Source organism: Burkholderia sp. IMCC1007 (genome assembly GCF_027257875.1).
Classification (GTDB): Bacteria; Pseudomonadota; Gammaproteobacteria; order Burkholderiales; family Burkholderiaceae; genus Burkholderia.
This window is the reverse complement of sequence record NZ_JAPVQY010000068.1, coordinates 12,283-29,557: the sequence shown is the minus strand read 5'-3', so window position 1 is coordinate 29,557 and position 17,275 is coordinate 12,283. Positions and strand designations below refer to the sequence as shown.

Below are 17,275 nucleotides of genomic sequence, written 5' to 3'. Positions count from 1 at the left end.
CGCCGAATGAAAGCCCGCGTTACAGGCAGACCGGTTCCGGCTCGAGCTCGACGCCGAAACGCGTGTGCACGTCGTCCTGGATCGCACGCGCCAGCGCGAGCACGTCGGCGCCCGTCGCGCCGCCGCGATTGACCAGCACGAGCGCCTGCCGGTCGTGCACGGCCGCGGCGCCGAGCGCGCGCCCTTTCCAGCCGCAGCGGTCGATCAGCCAGCCGGCCGCGAGCTTCACGTGCCCGTCGGGCTGCGGATACGACACGACGTCCGGCGCGCGTGCGCGCAGCGCATCGAACTGCGCGGCGTCGATCACCGGATTCTTGAAGAAGCTGCCGGCGTTGCCGAGCACGAGCGGATCGGGCAGCTTCGCGCGACGGATCGCGACGACCGCGTCGAACACGTCGCGCGGCGTCGCCGCGTCGGCCGCAATGCCGCGCGCAGCGAGTTCGCGCGTGACGTCCGCGTAGCCGAGCCGCGGCGTCCATTGCTTCGGCAGCCGGAACGTCACCGCGACGATCGCGAAGCGGCCGCGCCCGTCCCGCTTGAAGAAACTGTCCCGATAACCGAATGCGCAGCACGCGGCGTCGAAACGCTCGCTGCGCCCGGTCACGAGCTCGACGGCGACCAGCGAGTCGAAATACGTCTTCATCTCGAGGCCGTACGCGCCGATGTTCTGGATCGGCGCGGCGCCGACGGTGCCCGGAATCAGCGCGAGATTCTCGAGGCCCGGCATCCCGTGTTCGAGCGTCCATGCGACGAACGCATGCCACGTCTCGCCGCCACCGGCCTCGACGTACCACGCGTCGTCGTCTTCGCGCACGACGCGACGGCCGGCGATCTCGTCGAGCAGCACGACGCCGTCGAAATCGCGCGTGAACACGATATTGCTGCCGCCGCCGAGCACGAGTTGCGGCAGGTTCGCGACGCGCGGGTCGCGATGCAGCGCCGCGAACTGCGCCGCATCCGTGATGCGGGCGGCGAAGCGCGCGCGCGCGTCGATGCCGAACGTGTTGTGCGCGGCGAGCGGATGGTCGGGGAGCAGCGACAGGGCGGAATCGTCAGGAAGCATCGGCATTCGCGGTCACGTCCGCCCGGCAGGCATACGGCCGGCCTTGGGCAAACGAAGGGGCATCGGTAAAATGGCAAACAGTCCGCAATTATAGCGAGTGCCCGCGCGCGAGCCGGGCGCCCGCATCTCAAGGGAGAATGCCATGCCATCGTTCGACGTCGTTTCCGAAGCGAACATGATCGAAGTGAAGAACGCCATCGAGCAGTCGAACAAGGAAATTTCGACGCGCTTCGACTTCAAGGGCTCCGACGCGCGCGTCGAGCAGAAGGAGCGCGAGCTCACGCTGTTCGCCGACGACGACTTCAAGCTCGGCCAGGTCAAGGACGTGCTGATCAACAAGCTGGCCAAGCGCAACGTCGACGTGCGCTTCCTCGACTACGGCAAGGTCGAGAAGATCGGCGGCGACAAGGTCAAGCAGATCGTCACGGTGAAGAAAGGCGTGACGGGCGACCTCGCGAAGAAGATCGTCAGGCTCGTGAAAGACAGCAAGATCAAGGTGCAGGCGAGCATCCAGGGCGACGCGGTGCGCGTGGCCGGCACGAAGCGCGACGATCTGCAGAGCGTGATCGCGATGCTGCGCAAGGACGTGACCGACACCCCGCTCGACTTCAACAACTTCCGCGACTGACCGCGCGGTCGGCCGCAACGATCGACCCGTCACACCGCGCCGCCGGGCCCCGCGCATGCGAGGCGCCCCGGCGGGCGGCAGCAGTCACCCCTTCCCTCAGGCTTTCCCGCCGTCCTGCGCGCCGCCGTCGGCCGCTGCCTTCTTCTTGTCGCCGATCCGGCTTTCCTGCCCCGCGAGCAGCTTCGAGATGTTGCCGCGGTGACGCCACACGAGCAGCACGCTCATCGCGAGCACGGCCCATGCGACCGGGTTGTGGCGCGGCATGCCGAACAGGAACACGTCGAACAGCGGCGCGAACACGGCCGCCACCAGCGCCGCGAGCGACGAATAGCGGAAGAAGAACGCGATGATCAGCCAGGTCAGCGCGGTCGCGAGCCCCAGCGCCGGGTGCACGGCGAGCAGCACGCCGGCCGCGGTCGCGACGCCCTTGCCGCCCTGGAAGCGGAAGAACACCGGGTACAGGTGGCCGAGGAACACGGCGATCGCGACCCACGCGATGGCGACGTCGGGCAGCCCGAAGCGCCGCGCGAGCCAGACGGCGATCCAGCCCTTGAACGCGTCGCCGACGAGCGTCAGGATCGCGGCCTTCTTGTTGCCGCTGCGCAGCACGTTGGTCGCGCCGGGATTCTTCGACCCGTACGAACGGGGATCGGCCAGGCCCATTGCGGCGCTGACGACGACGGCGAACGACACCGAACCGATCAGGTAGGCAACAAGTGCGGCGAGCAGGATCTGCATGCGGAGAACTCTTCTTTCAACGTATCGGTGAAGGGACGGCCGGACACGGCGTGCCGGCCGGTTGCGGCAGGCGCCGTCGCGACGCACCGCCGGCAGGCCGTGGCGGCCGGCCACGCGGGCCGACCAGCCGAAACGGCGCTCATTCTACCGAACGAGCACGGCCTGCCACGAAGGTGAAACCCTCAGTCGACGCTCGCGCACTGCACGGGCGTCGCACCGAGCAGCGCGGTGAGCACCGCGGGCGCGAGGCTCACGAGATAGCCGCGGCGGCCGCCGTTCAGGTAGATCGTCGGCAATTCGAGAATCGTCGATTCGACATACACGGGCATCGTCTTGCGCGTGCCGAACGGCGACGTGCCGCCGACCAGATAGCCGGAGTGGCGGTTCGCGACGTCGGGCTTGCACGGCTCGATGCGCTTCGCGCCGATCTGCCGCGCGAGGTTCTTGGTCGATACCGTGCGATCGCCGTGCATCAGCACGATCAGCGGCTTCGCGTGCTCGTCCTCCATCACGAGCGTCTTCACGACGCTGTGTTCGTCGACGCCGAGCTGGCGCGCCGATTCGCCGGTGCCGCCGTGCTCGACGTATTCGTACGGATGCTCGCCGAACGCGACGCCGTGGCGGCGCAGCAGCTGGGTCGCGGGTGTCTCGGACACGTGTCTGGATTTGCTCATGGCGGCATTTTAATGGCGAACGACCGATGGGCGGGCGCCATTGCACGATCGTCCGTCATGCGCTCGCGCGAATGCGCGGCGCTGCGGCGGTATACTCGCGGCCCCTGCTCGCAGCCCCTCCGGCACCGGCGCAACGCTCGCCCCGCGACGCGCCATCATTGCGGCGCGTGCGACGCGTTATTGCCCGATTGGCCGATTGTGGCGGACGCGCCGCCATGGCACGATCGTTCGCAAATATCGCCGTGCCGCCGCCCGGCCCTTCCACTGGAGACGCCATGACCTCGTCTGACCGCTCATCCGCGCCGCTCGACGTCGCGGCCCTGCTCGCCGCGTTGCCCGATCGCATCGCCGACGTGCCCGCCCGCTGGGCCGCGCGCGCGCCCGCGCATCCGGCGCTGATCGAGGACGCGCGCCGCCTGTCGTACGGCGAGCTGGCGCGGGCCGTCGACGCGGCGGCCGAGCGGCTCGCGAGCCTCGGCGTGCGCGGCGGCGACCGCGTGATGATCGTGGCCGAAAACAGCGTCGCGCAGATCGTGCTGCTGTTCGCGGCCGCCCGCGTCGACGCATGGGCGCTGATGACGAACGCGCGGCTGTCGGCAGGCGAACTCGATGCGATCGCCGCGCATGCGCAGCCGAAACTGCTGGCCTTCGCGACGGAAGCGTCGCCCGATGCGCGCGCGCACGCGGCGCGCTACGACGCGACGCCGGCCGACGCACTGTCGATCGACATCGGCGCGTGGTCGCACCGGCTCGACCCGAACGCCCCCGACGAGCCCGTGGCGGCCGACGGCGCCGCCCAATGCGCGGCGCTGATCTACACGACCGGCACCACGGGTGCGCCGAAAGGCGTGATGCTGTCGCATCGCAACCTGCTGTTCATCGCGGCGACGTCGAGCACGCTGCGCCGCGTGTCGCCCGACGACGTCGTGTACACGGTGCTGCCCGTGTCGCACGTGTACGGGCTCGCATCGGTGTGCCTCGGCAGCCTGTATGCAGGCGCGACGCTGCGGCTCGCGCCGCGCTTCGCGCCGGAGACCGTGCGCGTCGCGCTCGCCGACGAAGGCGTGACGATCTTCCAGGGCGTGCCCGCGATGCACGCAAAGCTGCTCGAGCATCTGCATACGCACGCTCACGCGTGGCGCGCGCCGCGGCTGCGCTTCGCGTATTCGGGCGGCTCGCCGCTCGATGCCGGCCTGAAGGCGCGCGTCGAGCGCGTGTACGGCGTGCCGCTGCACAACGGCTACGGGATGACGGAAAGCAGCCCGACGATCACGCAGACGCCGCTCGACGCGCCGCGCACCGACTGCTCGGTCGGCGTGCCGATTCCGGGCGTGGAAATGCGGATCGTCGCACCGGACGGCACCGACGTGCCGCCGGGCGAAGTGGGCGAAATCCGCGTGCGCGGGCCGAACGTGATGCTCGGTTATTACCGCAACGCCGACGCGACGCGCGCGGCCGTGTCGCCCGACGGCTGGCTGAGCACCGGCGATCTCGCCCGGCAGGGAGCGGACGGCGCGGTGACGATCGCCGGCCGCAGCAAGGAGCTGATCATCCGCTCGGGCTTCAACGTGTATCCGGTCGAAGTCGAACAGGTGCTGAACGCGCATCCGGACGTCGTGCAGGCGGCCGTCATCGGCCGTGCGGTCGAGGGCAACGAGGAAGTGCTCGCGTTCGTCGAGCTGATGCCGGGCGCGGCAGCGACCGAGGCCGCGCTGCACGCATGGTGCGCGGAACGGCTCGCGCCGTACAAGCGCCCTGCGCAGATTCGCGTGCTCGATGCGCTGCCGGCCGCGTCGACCGGCAAGGTGCTCAAGCACAAGCTGCGCGAACTCGCGTAACGCGCAACTTGCGTACCCGCGCGCGAATCGCCCGACACGCAGCGGATCAGCCGCGCGGATGGTGTTGCGCGTGCAGCGTCCTGAGCCGCTCGCGCGCGACGTGCGTGTAGATCTGCGTGGTCGAGATGTCGCTGTGGCCCAGCAGCAACTGCACGACGCGCAGGTCGGCACCGTGGTTCAGCAGGTGCGTCGCGAACGCGTGGCGCAACGTGTGCGGCGACAGGTGCGCACGCACGTCGGCGCGCTGCGCATGGCGCTTGATGATGTTCCAGAACTGCTGGCGCGTCATCCCGTCGCCGCGCGCGGTCACGAACAGTGCGTCGGCCGCGCGCGCACCGAGCAGCGCCGGCCGCGCGTCGCGCAGGTAGCGCTCGATCCAGCCGTGCGCGACTTCGCCGAACGGCACGAGCCGCTCCTTCGAGCCCTTGCCCATCACGCGCACGACGCCCTCGTTGAGGCCGACCTCGACCGTCTTCAGCGTGACGAGCTCGCTCACGCGCAGCCCGCTCGCGTACATCAGCTCGAGCATCGTGCGATCGCGCAGCCCGAGCGGCGTGCCGATGTCGGGCGCGCCGAGCAGCGCCTCCACCTGCGCCTCGGACAACGTCGACGGAAAGCGCGCGGCCTGCTTCGCCGACGTGATCCGCAGCGTCGGATCGGCGCTCGCATGATGTTCGCGCACGGCCCAGCCGTAATAGCGACGGAACACCGACAAACGGCGGTTCGACGACGTCGCCTTGCCGTCGCTGCGCGCGGAGATATAGCCGGTCACCATCCCTTCGTCGGCCGCATCGAGCGGCACGTCGTGCGTCGCGGCAAGCCATTGGGAAAACAGGATCAGATCGCGTCGGTACGCGTCGAGCGTATTGCGCGCGAGCCCGTGCTCGAGCCACAGCGCATCGCAGAACACGTCGATCGACGCGCGGCTCGCCAGCAGCGCGGGCGATGCCGCGGCCGCGTCGTCGCCCGCGCCTGCGTCGGGGGAAAGCAGCGGTTCGCTCATCAGTACGGCACGCCTTCGTGCGCCAGCAGCCAGCGCTTCACTTTCTGGTAATAGCCGTCGTCGTCGTGATTCGCGAAGCCGCCGAGGCCGCCCGCCGCGACGACGCGATGGCAAGGAATCACGAGCGGAAAATAGTTCGCGCCGCACGCCTGGCCGACCGCGCGCGGCGCGCTGCCGATGCGCTTCGCGACCTGCCCGTAGGTCAGCACCGTGCCCGGCGGAATGTCGCTGATCACGTCCCACACGCGATGCTGGAACGCGCTGCCGACTTCCGCGAGCGGCAGGTCGAAGCGCGCCGACGCACGCTCGAAATAACGTTCGATCTGCTGGACCGCGCGCTTCGCGAGCGGCGAGTCCGGATCGACCGACTTCATCGACTCGGGCAGATAGACGATCTCGCGCACCACCGCGGCATCGGTGCGAATCCCGACCTTGCCGAACGGTGCGTCGATGACTGCGTTGAACATGACCCTCTCCTCACCTGTGACACATGCGGCGCCGCCGCGCGCCGCCGACACTTTACGCCGTCTTCATGCGGCACGCAGCGCCCATTCGACATGCTCGCGCACGACGGGCGACGGGTCGTCGGCACGGGCCCGCAGCGCGGCGACGATCGCGTCGCGCGCGTCCGATGCGAGCCGATCCGCCGGCGCGCGCAGCGCATTGCCGAGCCCGACCGCGAGATTGCGCAGCCAGCTTTCATAACCGATGCGGCGGATGGCGCTGCCTTGCATCCGCGTATCGAAGGTGTCGGCATCCCACTCGAACAGCTCGACGAGCGTCGCGCGATCGAGCCCGTGCCGCACGTCGAAATCGGCGACGGGCGCGGCCTGCGCGAACTTGTTCCACGGGCACACGAGCTGACAGTCATCGCAGCCGTACACGCGATTGCCGATCAGCGGCCGCAGCGGCTCGGGGATGCTGCCTTTCAATTCGATCGTCAGATACGAGATGCAGCGGCGCGCATCGACGCGATACGGCTCGACGATCGCGCCGGTCGGACACGCGCCGATGCAGCGCGTGCAGCTGCCGCAGTGCGCGCCGGGCGTCTCGGGCGCGGTGTCGGGCGCCGTGTGCGCGTCGGTCGGCAGCGGCACGTCGACGTAGATCTCGCCGAGGAAGAACAGCGAACCGGCGTCGCGCTGCAGCAACAGCGTGTGCTTGCCGCGCCAGCCGACACCCGCCTTCTGCGCGAGTTCGACCTCGAGCACCGGCGCCGAATCGGTGAACACGCGATAGCCGAACGCGCCGATCTCGCGCTCGATGCGCTCCGCGAGCGTCTGCAGCCGGTTGCGCAGCACCTTGTGATAGTCGCGGCCGCGCGCATAGATCGACACGACGGCCGCCTGCGGATCGTCGAGCCGCGCGCGCTCGCGTGCACGCCAGTCGTGCGGCGCGAGCGTGCCGGATCGCGCATCGGGCGCGTCGGCGGCGAGCGTTTCGGCCGGCAAATAGGCGAGCCGCGCGGAGATCACGCGTCGCGTACCGGCCACAAGTTCGGCCGGCCGCGCGCGTTTCATTCCGTGTTTCGCCATATAATCCATTTCGCCGTGGTACCCGGCTTCCAGCCAGGCGGCGAGGCCTGCTTCGGTATCCGAGAGATCGGTATCGCTGATGCCGATCGCCCCGAAACCCAATTCGCGCCCCCACGCCCTGATGCGAGCGGCGAGCGCAGTCAACGCCGCATCATCGAGCGCGCACGGCGCCGCGCCTTCGGCACGAGTCGAAGGCCTGTCGGATGCGGCGAGTTCCGGTAATCGGTTCATCGCACTATTTTACGAGAATGCCAGCCACGCCCCATACGCCTCATGCAGACACGCTGCCCGCCCCGCTCGCGGAGCGCGTGATCGCACTCGCCGACGAAGCGGCGACCGAGGCCTTCGGCGCCCGTTTCGCGCACGCACTCGACGCGGCGCGCAGCGAACTCGCCCACGCCCATGCGTTCAACGGGCTGCAGATCCAGCTGGTCGGCGATCTCGGCGCGGGCAAGACGACCGTCGTGCGCGCGCTCCTGCGCGGCCTCGGCCACACCGGGCGCGTACGCAGCCCGACCTACACGCTCGTCGAACCGTACGCATTCGCGCGCGACGACGGGGAACTTGAGGTCTATCACTTCGATCTGTATCGATTCAACGATCCGGCCGAATGGTCCGACGCGGGCTTTCGCGAATATTTCAATTCCAGCGCGATCTGTCTCGTCGAATGGCCGCAACAGGCGGGCACACTGCTCGGCGTGCCCGATCTGGTTTTCTCGCTCGACGTGGATGGCGACGGCCGCGCCCTCACCATGCGGGCGTACAGCGCTTCAGGAAAGGCATGTCTCGAAAGATGTTGATCAAACCGTTCCGCTCGATCGAATCGGCGGCCACCGCGACGCACAACTGGCGGCGCCGTCAGATCCTGCGCGCGGGCGCGTCGTCGCTGGTGCTCGGTCTCGTCGCGCCGCGGCTCGCGCATGCGTCGTCGGTGCTCGGCGTGCGTGTGTGGCCCGCACGCGATTACACGCGCGTCACGATCGAATCCGATCAACCACTGCAGAACAGCCAACACCTGTTGCAGGGCCCCGACCGGCTCGTCGTCGACCTGAGCGGCCTCGATCTCGATCAGGCACTGCGCGACCTCGTGTCGAAGATCGCGCCGAACGATCCACAGATCCAGTCGGTGCGCGTCGGCCAGTATCAGCCGCACGTCGTGCGGATGGTGTTCGACCTGAAGGGTTCGGTGAAGCCGCAGGTGTTCACGCTGCCGCCGGTGGGCACCTACAAGTACCGGCTCGTGTTCGACCTGTATCCGGCCGTCGCGCCCGATCCGCTGTCCGACCTGATCGCGCAGACGGAACGCAAGGAACAGGCGCTCAACGACACCGCGCGCGCGCAGCAGATGCAGCCGCCGTCCACGCTGGCCGGCCCGGGCACGCCCCCGCCGCCCGTAGCGGGCAACGACAACAGCGACGCGTTCTTCCAGCGTTTCGCGCAGAACACGCCGGCCACGCCGCGCACGCCGCCGGCCGCCGCCACGCCTGCGGCGCCCGCGAAGCCGGCCGTCAAGCCGCCGCCCGTCATCGCGCGCCGCGACGACGGCGACGACGACACCGATGCCTACAAGTTCACCGCGCCGAAATCCGGCAAGGGCGGCACCGTGCGCCTGCTGACGGTCGCGATCGATCCGGGCCACGGCGGCGAGGATCCAGGTGCGATCGGCGGCGGCGGCACGTACGAGAAGCACATCGCGCTCGACATCGCGAAGAAGCTGCGTGCGAAGATCGACGGCGCGCCGAACATGCGCGCGATGATGACGCGCGACGCCGACTTCTTCGTGCCGCTGAACGTGCGCGTGCAGAAGGCGCGCCGCGTCGGCGCGGATCTGTTCGTGTCGATCCATGCGGACGCGTTCACGACGCCGTCCGCGCGCGGCTCGTCGGTGTTCGCGCTGTCCGACCACGGTGCGTCGAGCGCCGCGGCGCGCTGGCTCGCGAACAAGGAGAACTCGTCCGACCTGATCGGCGGCATCAACATCAAGACACAGGACGCGGCCGTCAGCCGCGCGCTGTTCGACATGTCCACCACCGCGCAGATCCGCGACTCGCTGCGCTACGGCGGCTACGTGCTGAAGGAAGTCGGCGGCATCAACAAGCTGCACAAGGGCTCGGTCGAGCAGGCCGGGTTCGCGGTGCTGAAGGCGCCGGACATTCCGTCGATCCTCGTCGAGACTGCGTTCATCAGCAATCCGGAAGAGGAAAGCCGGCTGAACGACGACAGCTATCGCGACCAGATGGCCGACGCGATCTTCCGCGGCATCAAGCGTTATTTCGCCGCGAATCCGCCGCTCGCGAAGAACCGGATGGCCTGACGGCCAGCCTTCCCCCGCCGCCGGCACGCGCTGCGTGCCGGCGCGTCACGACGCCGCGAAACGGCGCATCAGCTTCCCGCCGAACACGTTCACCGCGAGCCCGCCCATCACGAGCGCGGCGCCGATCAGTTGCGCGCGCGTCAGGTGTTCGTCGAGAAACAGCGCCGACGACGCGAGCCCGACGATCGGCACCAGCAGCGAGAATTGCGCGACCTGCGCGGCCGGATAGCGCGACATCAGCCGGCTCCACAAGCCGTAGCCGACGAGCGTCGCGACGAACGCGAGATAGACGACCGCGAAGATCGACGCGCCGTTCAGGCCGACGAGCGCGGCTTCGATCCGCCGCGGCCCTTCGAACCACAGCGACAGCAGGAAGAACGGTACCGGCGGCACGAGGCTTGCCCACACGACGAGCGACACGAGGTTCGCACGGCCGACCTTCTTCGTGACGATATTGCCGAACGCCCACATCGCGGCCGAGCAGAGGGTCAGCAGGAAGCCCGCGAGCGTCATCGCGCCATCGCCCTGCACCGCGATCACGACGAGCCCGGCCGCGGCGATCGCGAGGCCGAGCAGGTTCCGCACGCGCAGCCGCTCGCCGAGGAACAGCATCGCGAACACGAGCGTGAAGAACGCCTGCGACTGCAGCACGAGCGACGCGAGGCCGGCCGGCATGCCGACGTACATGCCGGTGAACAGGAACACGAACTGGCCGAGCTGGATCGTCGCGCCGTACAGGATCAGCATGCGCCACGGAATCTGCGGGCGGCGCACGAAGAACACCGCGGGCACCGCGGCGAGCGTGAAGCGCAGCGCGCCGAGCAGCATCGGCGGCATGCCGTGCAGGCCGACCTTGATCACGACGAAGTTCACGCCCCACGCGAGGATCACGATCAGCGCGAGCAGCAAGTCCTTCGGGGCCATCATCGGCGTCTCCTCGATCATCGAATGCTCGTTTGAAGCCGGCCAGTCTACCGGGTTTCGCCGCGCGGGCCGCCCGATACCTGCACCGCGCGCATGGAATCGGCTGCACGCGTGGCGGCGCAGCAATCCGACGATCGCCGCGCGGGCCGCGCTCGCCGGCCCACGCGTGCGCCGCACCGTTGCGCGTGGGTGCCGCGCGGCCAGTACAATGACCGGCATCCCCGCGCCCTCACGAGACCCGCCATGACCGATTCGATCAAAGCCGTGCTGAAGCCGCACATCCGCGACATCGGCAACCTGCAGGTGCGCCGCACGCTGCCCGCGCTCGCCGCGCGCCTCGTCGGTCCGTTCATCTTCTTCGATCACATGGGCCCCGCGACGCTGCCGGCCGGTACCGGCCTCGACGTGCGCCCGCATCCGCATATCGGGCTCGCGACCGTCACCTACCTGTTCGACGGCGCGATCCTGCACCGCGACAGCCTCGGCTCGCTGCAGGAAATCGTGCCGGGCGACGTGAACTGGATGACGGCGGGCCGCGGCATCGTCCACTCGGAGCGCACGCCCGACGCGCAGCGCGCGAACGGCCACACGGTGCATGGAATCCAGACCTGGGTCGCGCTGCCGCTCGCGCACGAGACCACCGAACCGTCGTTCGAACACCATGCGGCCGACACGCTGCCCACGCGCAACGAGAACGGCGTGGCGCTGACCGTGATCGCCGGCGACGCGTTCGGCCTGCATTCGCCCGTCACGACGTTCTCGCGCACGCTGTACGTCGCCGCCGAGTTCGCGGCCGGCGGGCGCGTCGAGCTCGACGCGTCGCACCAGGAGCGCGCGGTCTACGTGGTCGACGGCGACCTGACGATCGACGGCACGCCGGTGCCGGCCGAGCAGATGGCCGTGCTCGCGCCGGGCACGACGGTCACGCTCGCGAGCGCCAGCGGCGCACGCGCGATGCTGCTCGGCGGCGACAAGATCGACGGCGAACGCTTCATCGAATGGAATTTCGTCGCGAGCAGCCGCGACGCGATCGAGCGCGCGAAACAGGCGTGGACGAACCAGGAAATGGGCAAGGTGCCGGGCGAAACCGAGTGGATTCCGCTGCCCGAATCGAAGCCGCGTTGAAAAAGGGGCGTGCTGCCCCCATCCTGACGACATTCGAACGGAAGAGAACGACATGGACACCACGCTTGCCACTTTCGAGAAAGACGTCATCGAGGCGTCGCTGGATACGCCCGTGCTGGTCGACTTCTGGGCGCCGTGGTGCGGCCCCTGCAAGACGCTCGGCCCGCTGCTCGAGAAGCTCGAAGCCGACTACGAAGGCCGCTGGAAGCTCGTGAAGGTGAACGTCGACGAAAACCAGGAGCTCGCCGCGCACTTCCAGACGCGCAGCATCCCGCACGTGATCGCGTTCGCCGACGGGCGCCCGGTCGATCAGTTCGTCGGCGTGCTGCCGGAAGGCCAGTTGCGTGCGTTCCTCGACCGGCTGCTGCCCGCGCCCGACGAAGCCGAACGCCGCGCCGCACAATACGCGATCGCCGAGTCGCGCTACGACGATGCGGTCACACACCTCGAAGCGGCGCTCGCGCTGAACCCGGGCTTCGACGAAGCACGGCTCGACCTGATCGAGCTGCTGCTCGCGAACAACCAGGTGGACCTCGCGCGGGCCGAGGCCGAGCGCCTGTCGCCGCAGACCGTGCAGGGCGGCGATCCGCGCTACCAGGCGATCAAGACCCGTTTCGACGCGCTCGACGCGACGGCCGACCTGCCGCCGACCGACGCGCTCGAAGCCCGCATCGACGCGAACCCCGCCGATCTCGAAGCGCGCTTCGACCTCGCGCAGAGCCTGATCGCACGGCGGGACTACGAAGGCGCACTCGAGCAATTGCTGGAAATCGTGATGCGCGACCGCGCGTACGGCGACGATCTCGGCCGCCGCACGATGATTTCGGTGTTCGAACTGGCGGGCGATCGCCCCGAACTCGTCGCTGCATGGCGGCGCAAGCTGAGCATGGCGCTCAACTGACGCACGGCCGGCCGGGCTGCAACGGCCCGGCTGACTCGCCACATCGCACGCGGCGCGCGTGACGCGCCGCAGCATTCCTGCGCGTCGAAAGATTCGACGCGCGGCCGCTCAGCCCGCGGCCCGCGCCGCGATCGCGCGCAGCGCATGCGCGGCGGCCGCGAAGCCGAAGCTCGCGGTCACGCACACGCTCGAACCGAACCCCGCACAGTTGAGCCCCGCGACATGCGCGGCCGTGGATGGCTCCGCGCCGTCCTCGATGTCGCACGCCGCGGCTTCCGGATAGATCAGCGGCTCGTCGGAATACACGGCGCTCACCTTGAAGCGCGCCTTCGGCCCGCGCGGAAAGCCGTGCTGCTTGCGCAACTGCGCGCGCACCTTCGACAGCAGCGGATCCTGGATCGTCAGCGCCAGATCGTCGATGCGGATGCGCGTCGGGTCGAGCTGGCCGCCCGCGCCGCCGACCGTGACGAGCGGCTGCCCTTTCGCGACGCACCATGCGATCAGCGCGACCTTCGTGCGCACGCTGTCGATCGCGTCGATCACGTAGTCGAAACCACCGCCCAGCAGCGCATCGAAATTGTCGGGTTCCGCGAAATCCTCAATCCGGTTCACGCGGCAGGCGGGATCGATCAGCGCGATCCGCTCGGCCATCGCGTCGACCTTCGGCTTGCCGTAGTTGCCGTCGAGCGCGTGGATCTGCCGGTTCGTGTTGCTTTCGGCGACGTTGTCGAGATCGATCAGCGTCAGCGTGCCGATCGCGCTGCGGGCGAGCGCTTCGGCCGTCCACGAACCGACGCCGCCGATCCCGATCACGGCGACGCGTGCGCGCTCGAACGCGGCGAGCGCGGGCGCGCCGTACAGTCGCGCGATGCCGCCGAAACGGCGCTCGCGATCCACGTCAAGCTGGATTGTCGGGGTCGGGGTAAGATCAGAGGAACTGGGCGGGGCAGCGTCGGCAGCGGACATATCAGCAAGGAAAACGTAAGTCGAGCAGCCCTCTATTCTGCCTGAGATCCCCGCCCGTACGCGCCACTGTGCACGCACGATTCTCCAGCGTTCGCTATACTGGCCCCAGATTGAAGCGTTTGCATAACATGACGACTCTCGCCGATCTTCGCATCAACTATTCGCGTGCTTCGCTCGACGAAGCCGATGCCGCCCCCGACCCCTTCGCCCAGTTCGATCGCTGGTTCAAGGAGGCGCTCGCCGCCAAACTTCCCGAGCCCAACACGATGACGCTCGCCACCGTCGGCGACGACGGCCGGCCGTCGGCCCGAATTGTGCTCATCAAGGGTGTCGACGAACGCGGGTTCGTCTTCTTTACCAATTACGAAAGCCGCAAGGGCCGCGACCTCGCCGCCCATCCGCAAGCGGCGCTGCTGTTCTACTGGATCGAGCTCGAGCGACAGGTGCGCATCGAGGGCCGCATCGAGAAAACCAGCGCCGAGGAAAGCGACCGCTATTTCGCGTCGCGCCCGCTCGGCTCGCGCATCGGTGCGTGGGCTTCCGAGCAGAGCGCGGTGATCGACAGCCGCGCGACGCTCGAAGCGCGCGAGAAAGAGGTGGCCGAGCGCTACGGCGAGAACCCGCCGCGCCCGCCGCACTGGGGCGGCTATCGCGTCGTGCCCGACGCGATCGAGTTCTGGCAGGGGCGCCCGTCGCGGCTGCACGATCGCCTGCTCTATACGCGCGACGCCACCGCCGCGTCGGGCTGGACGATCTCGCGACTGTCGCCGTAAGCCGGCGGCGGCGGCGGCGCCGGCGCGTGCCGGCCGTGTCTCGTGTTGCATCCGGGCGCCCGCGCAGCAAGGCGGGCGCCGGTCAAGATACTTGGCTGTATTCGATCCAACGAACAAACGGAGAATCCAAATGTTCTGGGAAAAGAAGCTGGCACAGTGGGCGGACGAAGTACGGGCAAAGGCGAACATCCCTGCGCGCCTCGTGCTATGGAACGGCGAACAACTCGATTTCGGCACCTTCAGCGCGCCGCAGGTCACGCTGAAGGTCAACAGCGCGTCGGCGTTGCCGCTGTTGCTCGAACCCAGCCTCGACAACCTCGGCGAGGCATACGTGAAGGGCAAGATCGACATCGAAGGCAGGCTGTCGGACATCATCAACATCAGCTATTCGCTCGCGCGCAACACGGTCACCAACGCGAACAAGCTCGCGCGCGTGCGGCGCTACTTCAATCACACGAAGAGCACCGACAAGAAGGCGATCCAGTATCACTACGACGTGTCGAACGAGTTCTACCAGCTGTGGCTCGACGAGAACATGGTGTACTCGTGTGCGTACTTCGAGAACGGCGACGAAGATCTCGCGACCGCGCAGATCAAGAAGATCGACCACATCCTGACCAAGATCCGGCTCGAGCCCGGCCAGCGCCTGCTCGACATCGGCTGTGGCTGGGGCGCGCTCGTGCTGCGCGCCGCGCAGAAGTTCGGCGCGACGTGCCTCGGCGTGACGCTGTCGCAGAACCAGTTCGATCTGGCGACCGCCCGCGTGAAGGCCGCGGGGCTCGAGGACAAGATCGAGATCCGGCTGCAGGACTATCGCGAGATCGAGGGCCAGTTCGACCGGATCACGAGCGTCGGGATGTTCGAGCACGTCGGCCGCAAGAACCTGCCGCTCTATTTCTCGCGCGTGCACGACCTGCTGACCGACGACGGCATCGCGATGAATCACGGGATCACGTCGACCGACGCGGAAAGCGGCGAGACGGCGCTCGGCGGCGGCGAGTTCATCGATCGCTACGTGTTCCCGGACGGCGAGCTGCCGCACATCAGCCTCGCGCTCGAAGCGGCGCAGCGCGGCGGGCTCGAGGCGATTGACATCGAAAGCCTGCGGCGACACTATGCGCGCACGCTCGAGATCTGGACCGAGAACTTCGAGGCGAAGGCGGACCGGGCGCGCGCACTCGTCGACGACGAAAAATTCCGCATCTGGCGCGTGTATCTTGCCGGCTGCGCGTATGCGTTCGAGCACGACGACGTGTCGATCTTCCAGATCGTGTGCCGCAAGGCCGGCCGCAGCGCGAAAACGCTGCCGTGGTCGCGGCGCTATATGTACGAAAACCCGCTGCCGCGCTAGGCGGCATTCGACGCTGGGCATGCATGGGTGACGGCAGCACGCGGCGCAACACGCCGGCGCAACGACAGCAGCGCGACGACACTGACGGGTCGCACGCCGAAGGGCAGTTCGACCTGTTCGGCCTATTCGGCGGGCCGCCCGACGACGCACGCGCGGCTGCGCCCGGCGCCGACGCTGCAGGCCGCAGCGAACACGTGACGGCCGACGAAGGCGACGACGCGCAGCCGCCTGCCCGCATCCGCCGCGCAGCGCAGCGCCCGTCCGCCCCGGACGAAGCACCCGCGCCCGCCTCCGGCATGCTGTGGGACGAACCATCCCTGCCCGCCGCGCCGCCGAAGAAAGGCCGGCGCCCGCGCGGCGTGCCGCCCGCGCCGATCTCCGCGGAGGTTGCCGACGCGGCGGCCGCGCTGCCGCCGAACGTGCGGCTCGGCACGTCGTCGTGGTTCTTCCCCGGCTGGAACGGCATCGTCTACGACGGCGACTTCGCGCAGACGAAGCTGTCGCGCGAAGGGCTCGCGGCGTACGGCGCGCATCCGCTGCTGAGAAGCGTGAGCCTGGACCGGTCGTTCTACGGTCCGCTGTCGGTGGCCGACTACCTGCGCTACGCGCAACAGGTGCCGGACGATTTCCGCTTCGTCGTGAAAGCGCCGGCATCGGTGACCGATGCGGTGGTGCGCGGACGTCGCGGCGAGCCGTCGGGGCCGAACCCGACCTTTCTCGACGCGCAGCTCGCGACGACGGAATTCGTGCAGCCGTGCGTCGATGGGCTCGGCAACAAGGCCGGCGTGCTCGTGTTCCAGTTCTCGCCGATGCCCGATCAGCTGCTCGCCGACCCGGCCGCGCTGATCGACCGGCTGTCGGCGTTCTTTGCGGCGCTGCCGCCGCTCGCAGCGGGCGCCGACGGCACGCGCTACGCGATCGAGATTCGCGACGCGAGCCTGCTGACGCCGCGCTTCATCCGTGCGCTCGCGACGCTCGGCGTGCGCTACTGCGTCGGCCTGCACGCACGGATGCCCGACCCGCTGCGCCAGGCGGCCGCGCTCGCGCTGCTCGACGGCGATGCGCCGGGGCCGCTGATCGTGCGCTGGAGCCTGCACGGCGGATTCAAGTACGAGCAGGCGAAAGCGAAGTACGAGCCGTTCGACAAGCTCGTCGACGAGGATCCGGCCACGCGCTCGGCGCTCGCCGAACTGGCCGCGCGCTACGCGCTGGCCGGACAGCCGGTGATCATCACGATCAACAACAAGGCGGAGGGCTCCGCGCCGCTGTCGTGCGTCGCGCTCGCGCGCGAGATCGCCGCCGCGTGCGCGCACTGGCGCAACGAGGCGGCGGTGGTATCAGGCGCCGCTTAGGGGGCGCTTCGTGGGCGCTTGGTCGCCGCTCAGTGGCTGCTTATTGGCCGCTTCGTCGGCCGCTTCGTCGGCCGCTTCGTGCCCGCTTAG

Annotated in this window: 17 protein-coding genes; 9 read left to right on the top strand and 8 right to left on the bottom strand. The window is 68.9% G+C overall.

Going from position 1 to position 17,275, the window contains the following annotated elements; all coding sequences use genetic code 11:
• Positions 1 to 19: 19 nt before the first annotated feature.
• Complete coding sequence (murB, locus tag O1Q03_RS34900; protein ID WP_269509516.1) at positions 20 to 1,069, bottom strand: UDP-N-acetylmuramate dehydrogenase; 1,050 nt, start codon at positions 1,067 to 1,069, stop codon at positions 20 to 22.
• 136 nt (positions 1,070 to 1,205) lie between these two features.
• Here murB and O1Q03_RS34895 point away from each other — a divergent pair, with 136 nt between their 5' ends.
• A complete protein-coding gene (locus O1Q03_RS34895; RefSeq protein ID WP_006762345.1) occupies positions 1,206 to 1,691 on the top strand; it encodes a YajQ family cyclic di-GMP-binding protein in 486 nt (161 codons plus the stop codon).
• A 96-nt stretch (positions 1,692 to 1,787) separates the two neighbouring features.
• Here the strand turns inward: O1Q03_RS34895 and plsY are convergent, their stop codons facing one another.
• Positions 1,788 to 2,429: a glycerol-3-phosphate 1-O-acyltransferase PlsY gene (gene plsY, locus O1Q03_RS34890; protein WP_269509514.1), complete on the bottom strand. Its 642-nt coding sequence runs from the start codon at positions 2,427 to 2,429 to the stop codon at positions 1,788 to 1,790.
• A gap of 182 nt (positions 2,430 to 2,611) precedes the next feature.
• Positions 2,612 to 3,103, bottom strand: a complete 492-nt coding sequence (gene ybaK / locus O1Q03_RS34885) for a Cys-tRNA(Pro) deacylase (protein ID WP_269509512.1) — start codon at positions 3,101 to 3,103, stop codon at positions 2,612 to 2,614.
• A gap of 275 nt (positions 3,104 to 3,378) precedes the next feature.
• On the opposite strand from ybaK, the gene O1Q03_RS34880 reads away from it, so the two are divergent.
• Positions 3,379 to 4,941: a class I adenylate-forming enzyme family protein gene (locus tag O1Q03_RS34880; protein WP_269509510.1), complete on the top strand. Its 1,563-nt coding sequence runs from the start codon at positions 3,379 to 3,381 to the stop codon at positions 4,939 to 4,941.
• A gap of 46 nt (positions 4,942 to 4,987) precedes the next feature.
• On the opposite strand, the gene xerD is transcribed toward O1Q03_RS34880, so the two are convergent.
• From xerD to queG, 3 genes are all read right to left on the bottom strand, one after another.
• A complete protein-coding gene (xerD, locus tag O1Q03_RS34875; RefSeq protein WP_269509508.1) occupies positions 4,988 to 5,944 on the bottom strand; it encodes a site-specific tyrosine recombinase XerD in 957 nt (318 codons plus the stop codon).
• Positions 5,944 to 6,411 carry a methylated-DNA--[protein]-cysteine S-methyltransferase gene (locus O1Q03_RS34870; RefSeq protein ID WP_269509506.1) on the bottom strand — a complete coding sequence of 156 codons (468 nt, stop codon included), beginning with the start codon at positions 6,409 to 6,411 and terminating at the stop codon, positions 5,944 to 5,946. The genes xerD and O1Q03_RS34870 overlap by 1 nt, the downstream gene beginning before the upstream one ends.
• 63 nt (positions 6,412 to 6,474) lie before the next feature.
• Positions 6,475 to 7,710 (bottom strand): tRNA epoxyqueuosine(34) reductase QueG, encoded by a 1,236-nt coding sequence (gene queG / locus O1Q03_RS34865; protein ID WP_269509504.1) that lies wholly within the window; start codon positions 7,708 to 7,710, stop codon positions 6,475 to 6,477.
• 17 nt (positions 7,711 to 7,727) lie between these two features.
• Between queG and tsaE the strand changes: the two genes are divergently transcribed.
• Together tsaE and O1Q03_RS34855 are read left to right on the top strand one after the other, a co-directional pair.
• Complete coding sequence (gene tsaE, locus O1Q03_RS34860; protein ID WP_269509502.1) at positions 7,728 to 8,279, top strand: tRNA (adenosine(37)-N6)-threonylcarbamoyltransferase complex ATPase subunit type 1 TsaE; 552 nt, start codon at positions 7,728 to 7,730, stop codon at positions 8,277 to 8,279.
• Complete coding sequence (locus tag O1Q03_RS34855) at positions 8,261 to 9,793, top strand: N-acetylmuramoyl-L-alanine amidase (protein ID WP_269509500.1); 1,533 nt, start codon at positions 8,261 to 8,263, stop codon at positions 9,791 to 9,793. Before tsaE ends, O1Q03_RS34855 begins: the two co-directional genes overlap by 19 nt.
• 45 nt (positions 9,794 to 9,838) lie before the next feature.
• Here the strand turns inward: O1Q03_RS34855 and O1Q03_RS34850 are convergent, their stop codons facing one another.
• Positions 9,839 to 10,717 carry an EamA family transporter gene (locus tag O1Q03_RS34850; protein ID WP_269509540.1) on the bottom strand — a complete coding sequence of 293 codons (879 nt, stop codon included), beginning with the start codon at positions 10,715 to 10,717 and terminating at the stop codon, positions 9,839 to 9,841.
• A 243-nt stretch (positions 10,718 to 10,960) separates the two neighbouring features.
• Between O1Q03_RS34850 and O1Q03_RS34845 the strand changes: the two genes are divergently transcribed.
• Positions 10,961 to 11,842 (top strand): pirin family protein, encoded by an 882-nt coding sequence (locus tag O1Q03_RS34845; protein ID WP_269509498.1) that lies wholly within the window; start codon positions 10,961 to 10,963, stop codon positions 11,840 to 11,842.
• A 52-nt stretch (positions 11,843 to 11,894) separates the two neighbouring features.
• Complete coding sequence (trxA, locus tag O1Q03_RS34840) at positions 11,895 to 12,743, top strand: thioredoxin (protein ID WP_269509496.1); 849 nt, start codon at positions 11,895 to 11,897, stop codon at positions 12,741 to 12,743.
• A gap of 108 nt (positions 12,744 to 12,851) precedes the next feature.
• On the opposite strand, the gene tcdA is transcribed toward trxA, so the two are convergent.
• Positions 12,852 to 13,709: a tRNA cyclic N6-threonylcarbamoyladenosine(37) synthase TcdA gene (gene tcdA / locus O1Q03_RS34835; RefSeq protein WP_269509494.1), complete on the bottom strand. Its 858-nt coding sequence runs from the start codon at positions 13,707 to 13,709 to the stop codon at positions 12,852 to 12,854.
• A gap of 128 nt (positions 13,710 to 13,837) precedes the next feature.
• On the opposite strand from tcdA, the gene pdxH reads away from it, so the two are divergent.
• From pdxH to O1Q03_RS34820, 3 genes are all read left to right on the top strand, one after another.
• Entirely contained in the window at positions 13,838 to 14,482 is a 645-nt protein-coding gene (gene pdxH, locus O1Q03_RS34830; RefSeq protein WP_269509492.1) for a pyridoxamine 5'-phosphate oxidase, read from the top strand.
• 130 nt (positions 14,483 to 14,612) lie between these two features.
• A complete protein-coding gene (locus tag O1Q03_RS34825) occupies positions 14,613 to 15,833 on the top strand; it encodes an SAM-dependent methyltransferase (RefSeq protein ID WP_269509490.1) in 1,221 nt (406 codons plus the stop codon).
• Between the two features lie 23 nt (positions 15,834 to 15,856).
• The gene (locus tag O1Q03_RS34820; protein ID WP_269509488.1) at positions 15,857 to 17,185 is read left to right on the top strand and encodes a DUF72 domain-containing protein; all 1,329 of its coding nucleotides are present in this window, start codon (positions 15,857 to 15,859) and stop codon (positions 17,183 to 17,185) included.
• Positions 17,186 to 17,275: the final 90 nt, after the last annotated feature.

What these genes read in the sequence shown, in the direction of transcription:
- murB (WP_269509516.1), bottom strand. Translation starts at nt 1,069, where the DNA reads ATGCCGATGCTTCCTGACGATTCCGCCCTGTCGCTGCTCCCCGACCAT.
- O1Q03_RS34895 (WP_006762345.1), top strand. Translation starts at nt 1,206, where the DNA reads ATGCCATCGTTCGACGTCGTTTCCGAAGCGAACATGATCGAAGTGAAG.
- plsY (WP_269509514.1), bottom strand. Translation starts at nt 2,429, where the DNA reads ATGCAGATCCTGCTCGCCGCACTTGTTGCCTACCTGATCGGTTCGGTG.
- ybaK (WP_269509512.1), bottom strand. Translation starts at nt 3,103, where the DNA reads ATGAGCAAATCCAGACACGTGTCCGAGACACCCGCGACCCAGCTGCTG.
- O1Q03_RS34880 (WP_269509510.1), top strand. Translation starts at nt 3,379, where the DNA reads ATGACCTCGTCTGACCGCTCATCCGCGCCGCTCGACGTCGCGGCCCTG.
- xerD (WP_269509508.1), bottom strand. Translation starts at nt 5,944, where the DNA reads ATGAGCGAACCGCTGCTTTCCCCCGACGCAGGCGCGGGCGACGACGCG.
- O1Q03_RS34870 (WP_269509506.1), bottom strand. Translation starts at nt 6,411, where the DNA reads ATGTTCAACGCAGTCATCGACGCACCGTTCGGCAAGGTCGGGATTCGC.
- queG (WP_269509504.1), bottom strand. Translation starts at nt 7,710, where the DNA reads ATGAACCGATTACCGGAACTCGCCGCATCCGACAGGCCTTCGACTCGT.
- tsaE (WP_269509502.1), top strand. Translation starts at nt 7,728, where the DNA reads ATGCCAGCCACGCCCCATACGCCTCATGCAGACACGCTGCCCGCCCCG.
- O1Q03_RS34855 (WP_269509500.1), top strand. Translation starts at nt 8,261, where the DNA reads ATGTCTCGAAAGATGTTGATCAAACCGTTCCGCTCGATCGAATCGGCG.
- O1Q03_RS34850 (WP_269509540.1), bottom strand. Translation starts at nt 10,717, where the DNA reads ATGGCCCCGAAGGACTTGCTGCTCGCGCTGATCGTGATCCTCGCGTGG.
- O1Q03_RS34845 (WP_269509498.1), top strand. Translation starts at nt 10,961, where the DNA reads ATGACCGATTCGATCAAAGCCGTGCTGAAGCCGCACATCCGCGACATC.
- trxA (WP_269509496.1), top strand. Translation starts at nt 11,895, where the DNA reads ATGGACACCACGCTTGCCACTTTCGAGAAAGACGTCATCGAGGCGTCG.
- tcdA (WP_269509494.1), bottom strand. Translation starts at nt 13,709, where the DNA reads ATGTCCGCTGCCGACGCTGCCCCGCCCAGTTCCTCTGATCTTACCCCG.
- pdxH (WP_269509492.1), top strand. Translation starts at nt 13,838, where the DNA reads ATGACGACTCTCGCCGATCTTCGCATCAACTATTCGCGTGCTTCGCTC.
- O1Q03_RS34825 (WP_269509490.1), top strand. Translation starts at nt 14,613, where the DNA reads ATGTTCTGGGAAAAGAAGCTGGCACAGTGGGCGGACGAAGTACGGGCA.
- O1Q03_RS34820 (WP_269509488.1), top strand. Translation starts at nt 15,857, where the DNA reads ATGGGTGACGGCAGCACGCGGCGCAACACGCCGGCGCAACGACAGCAG.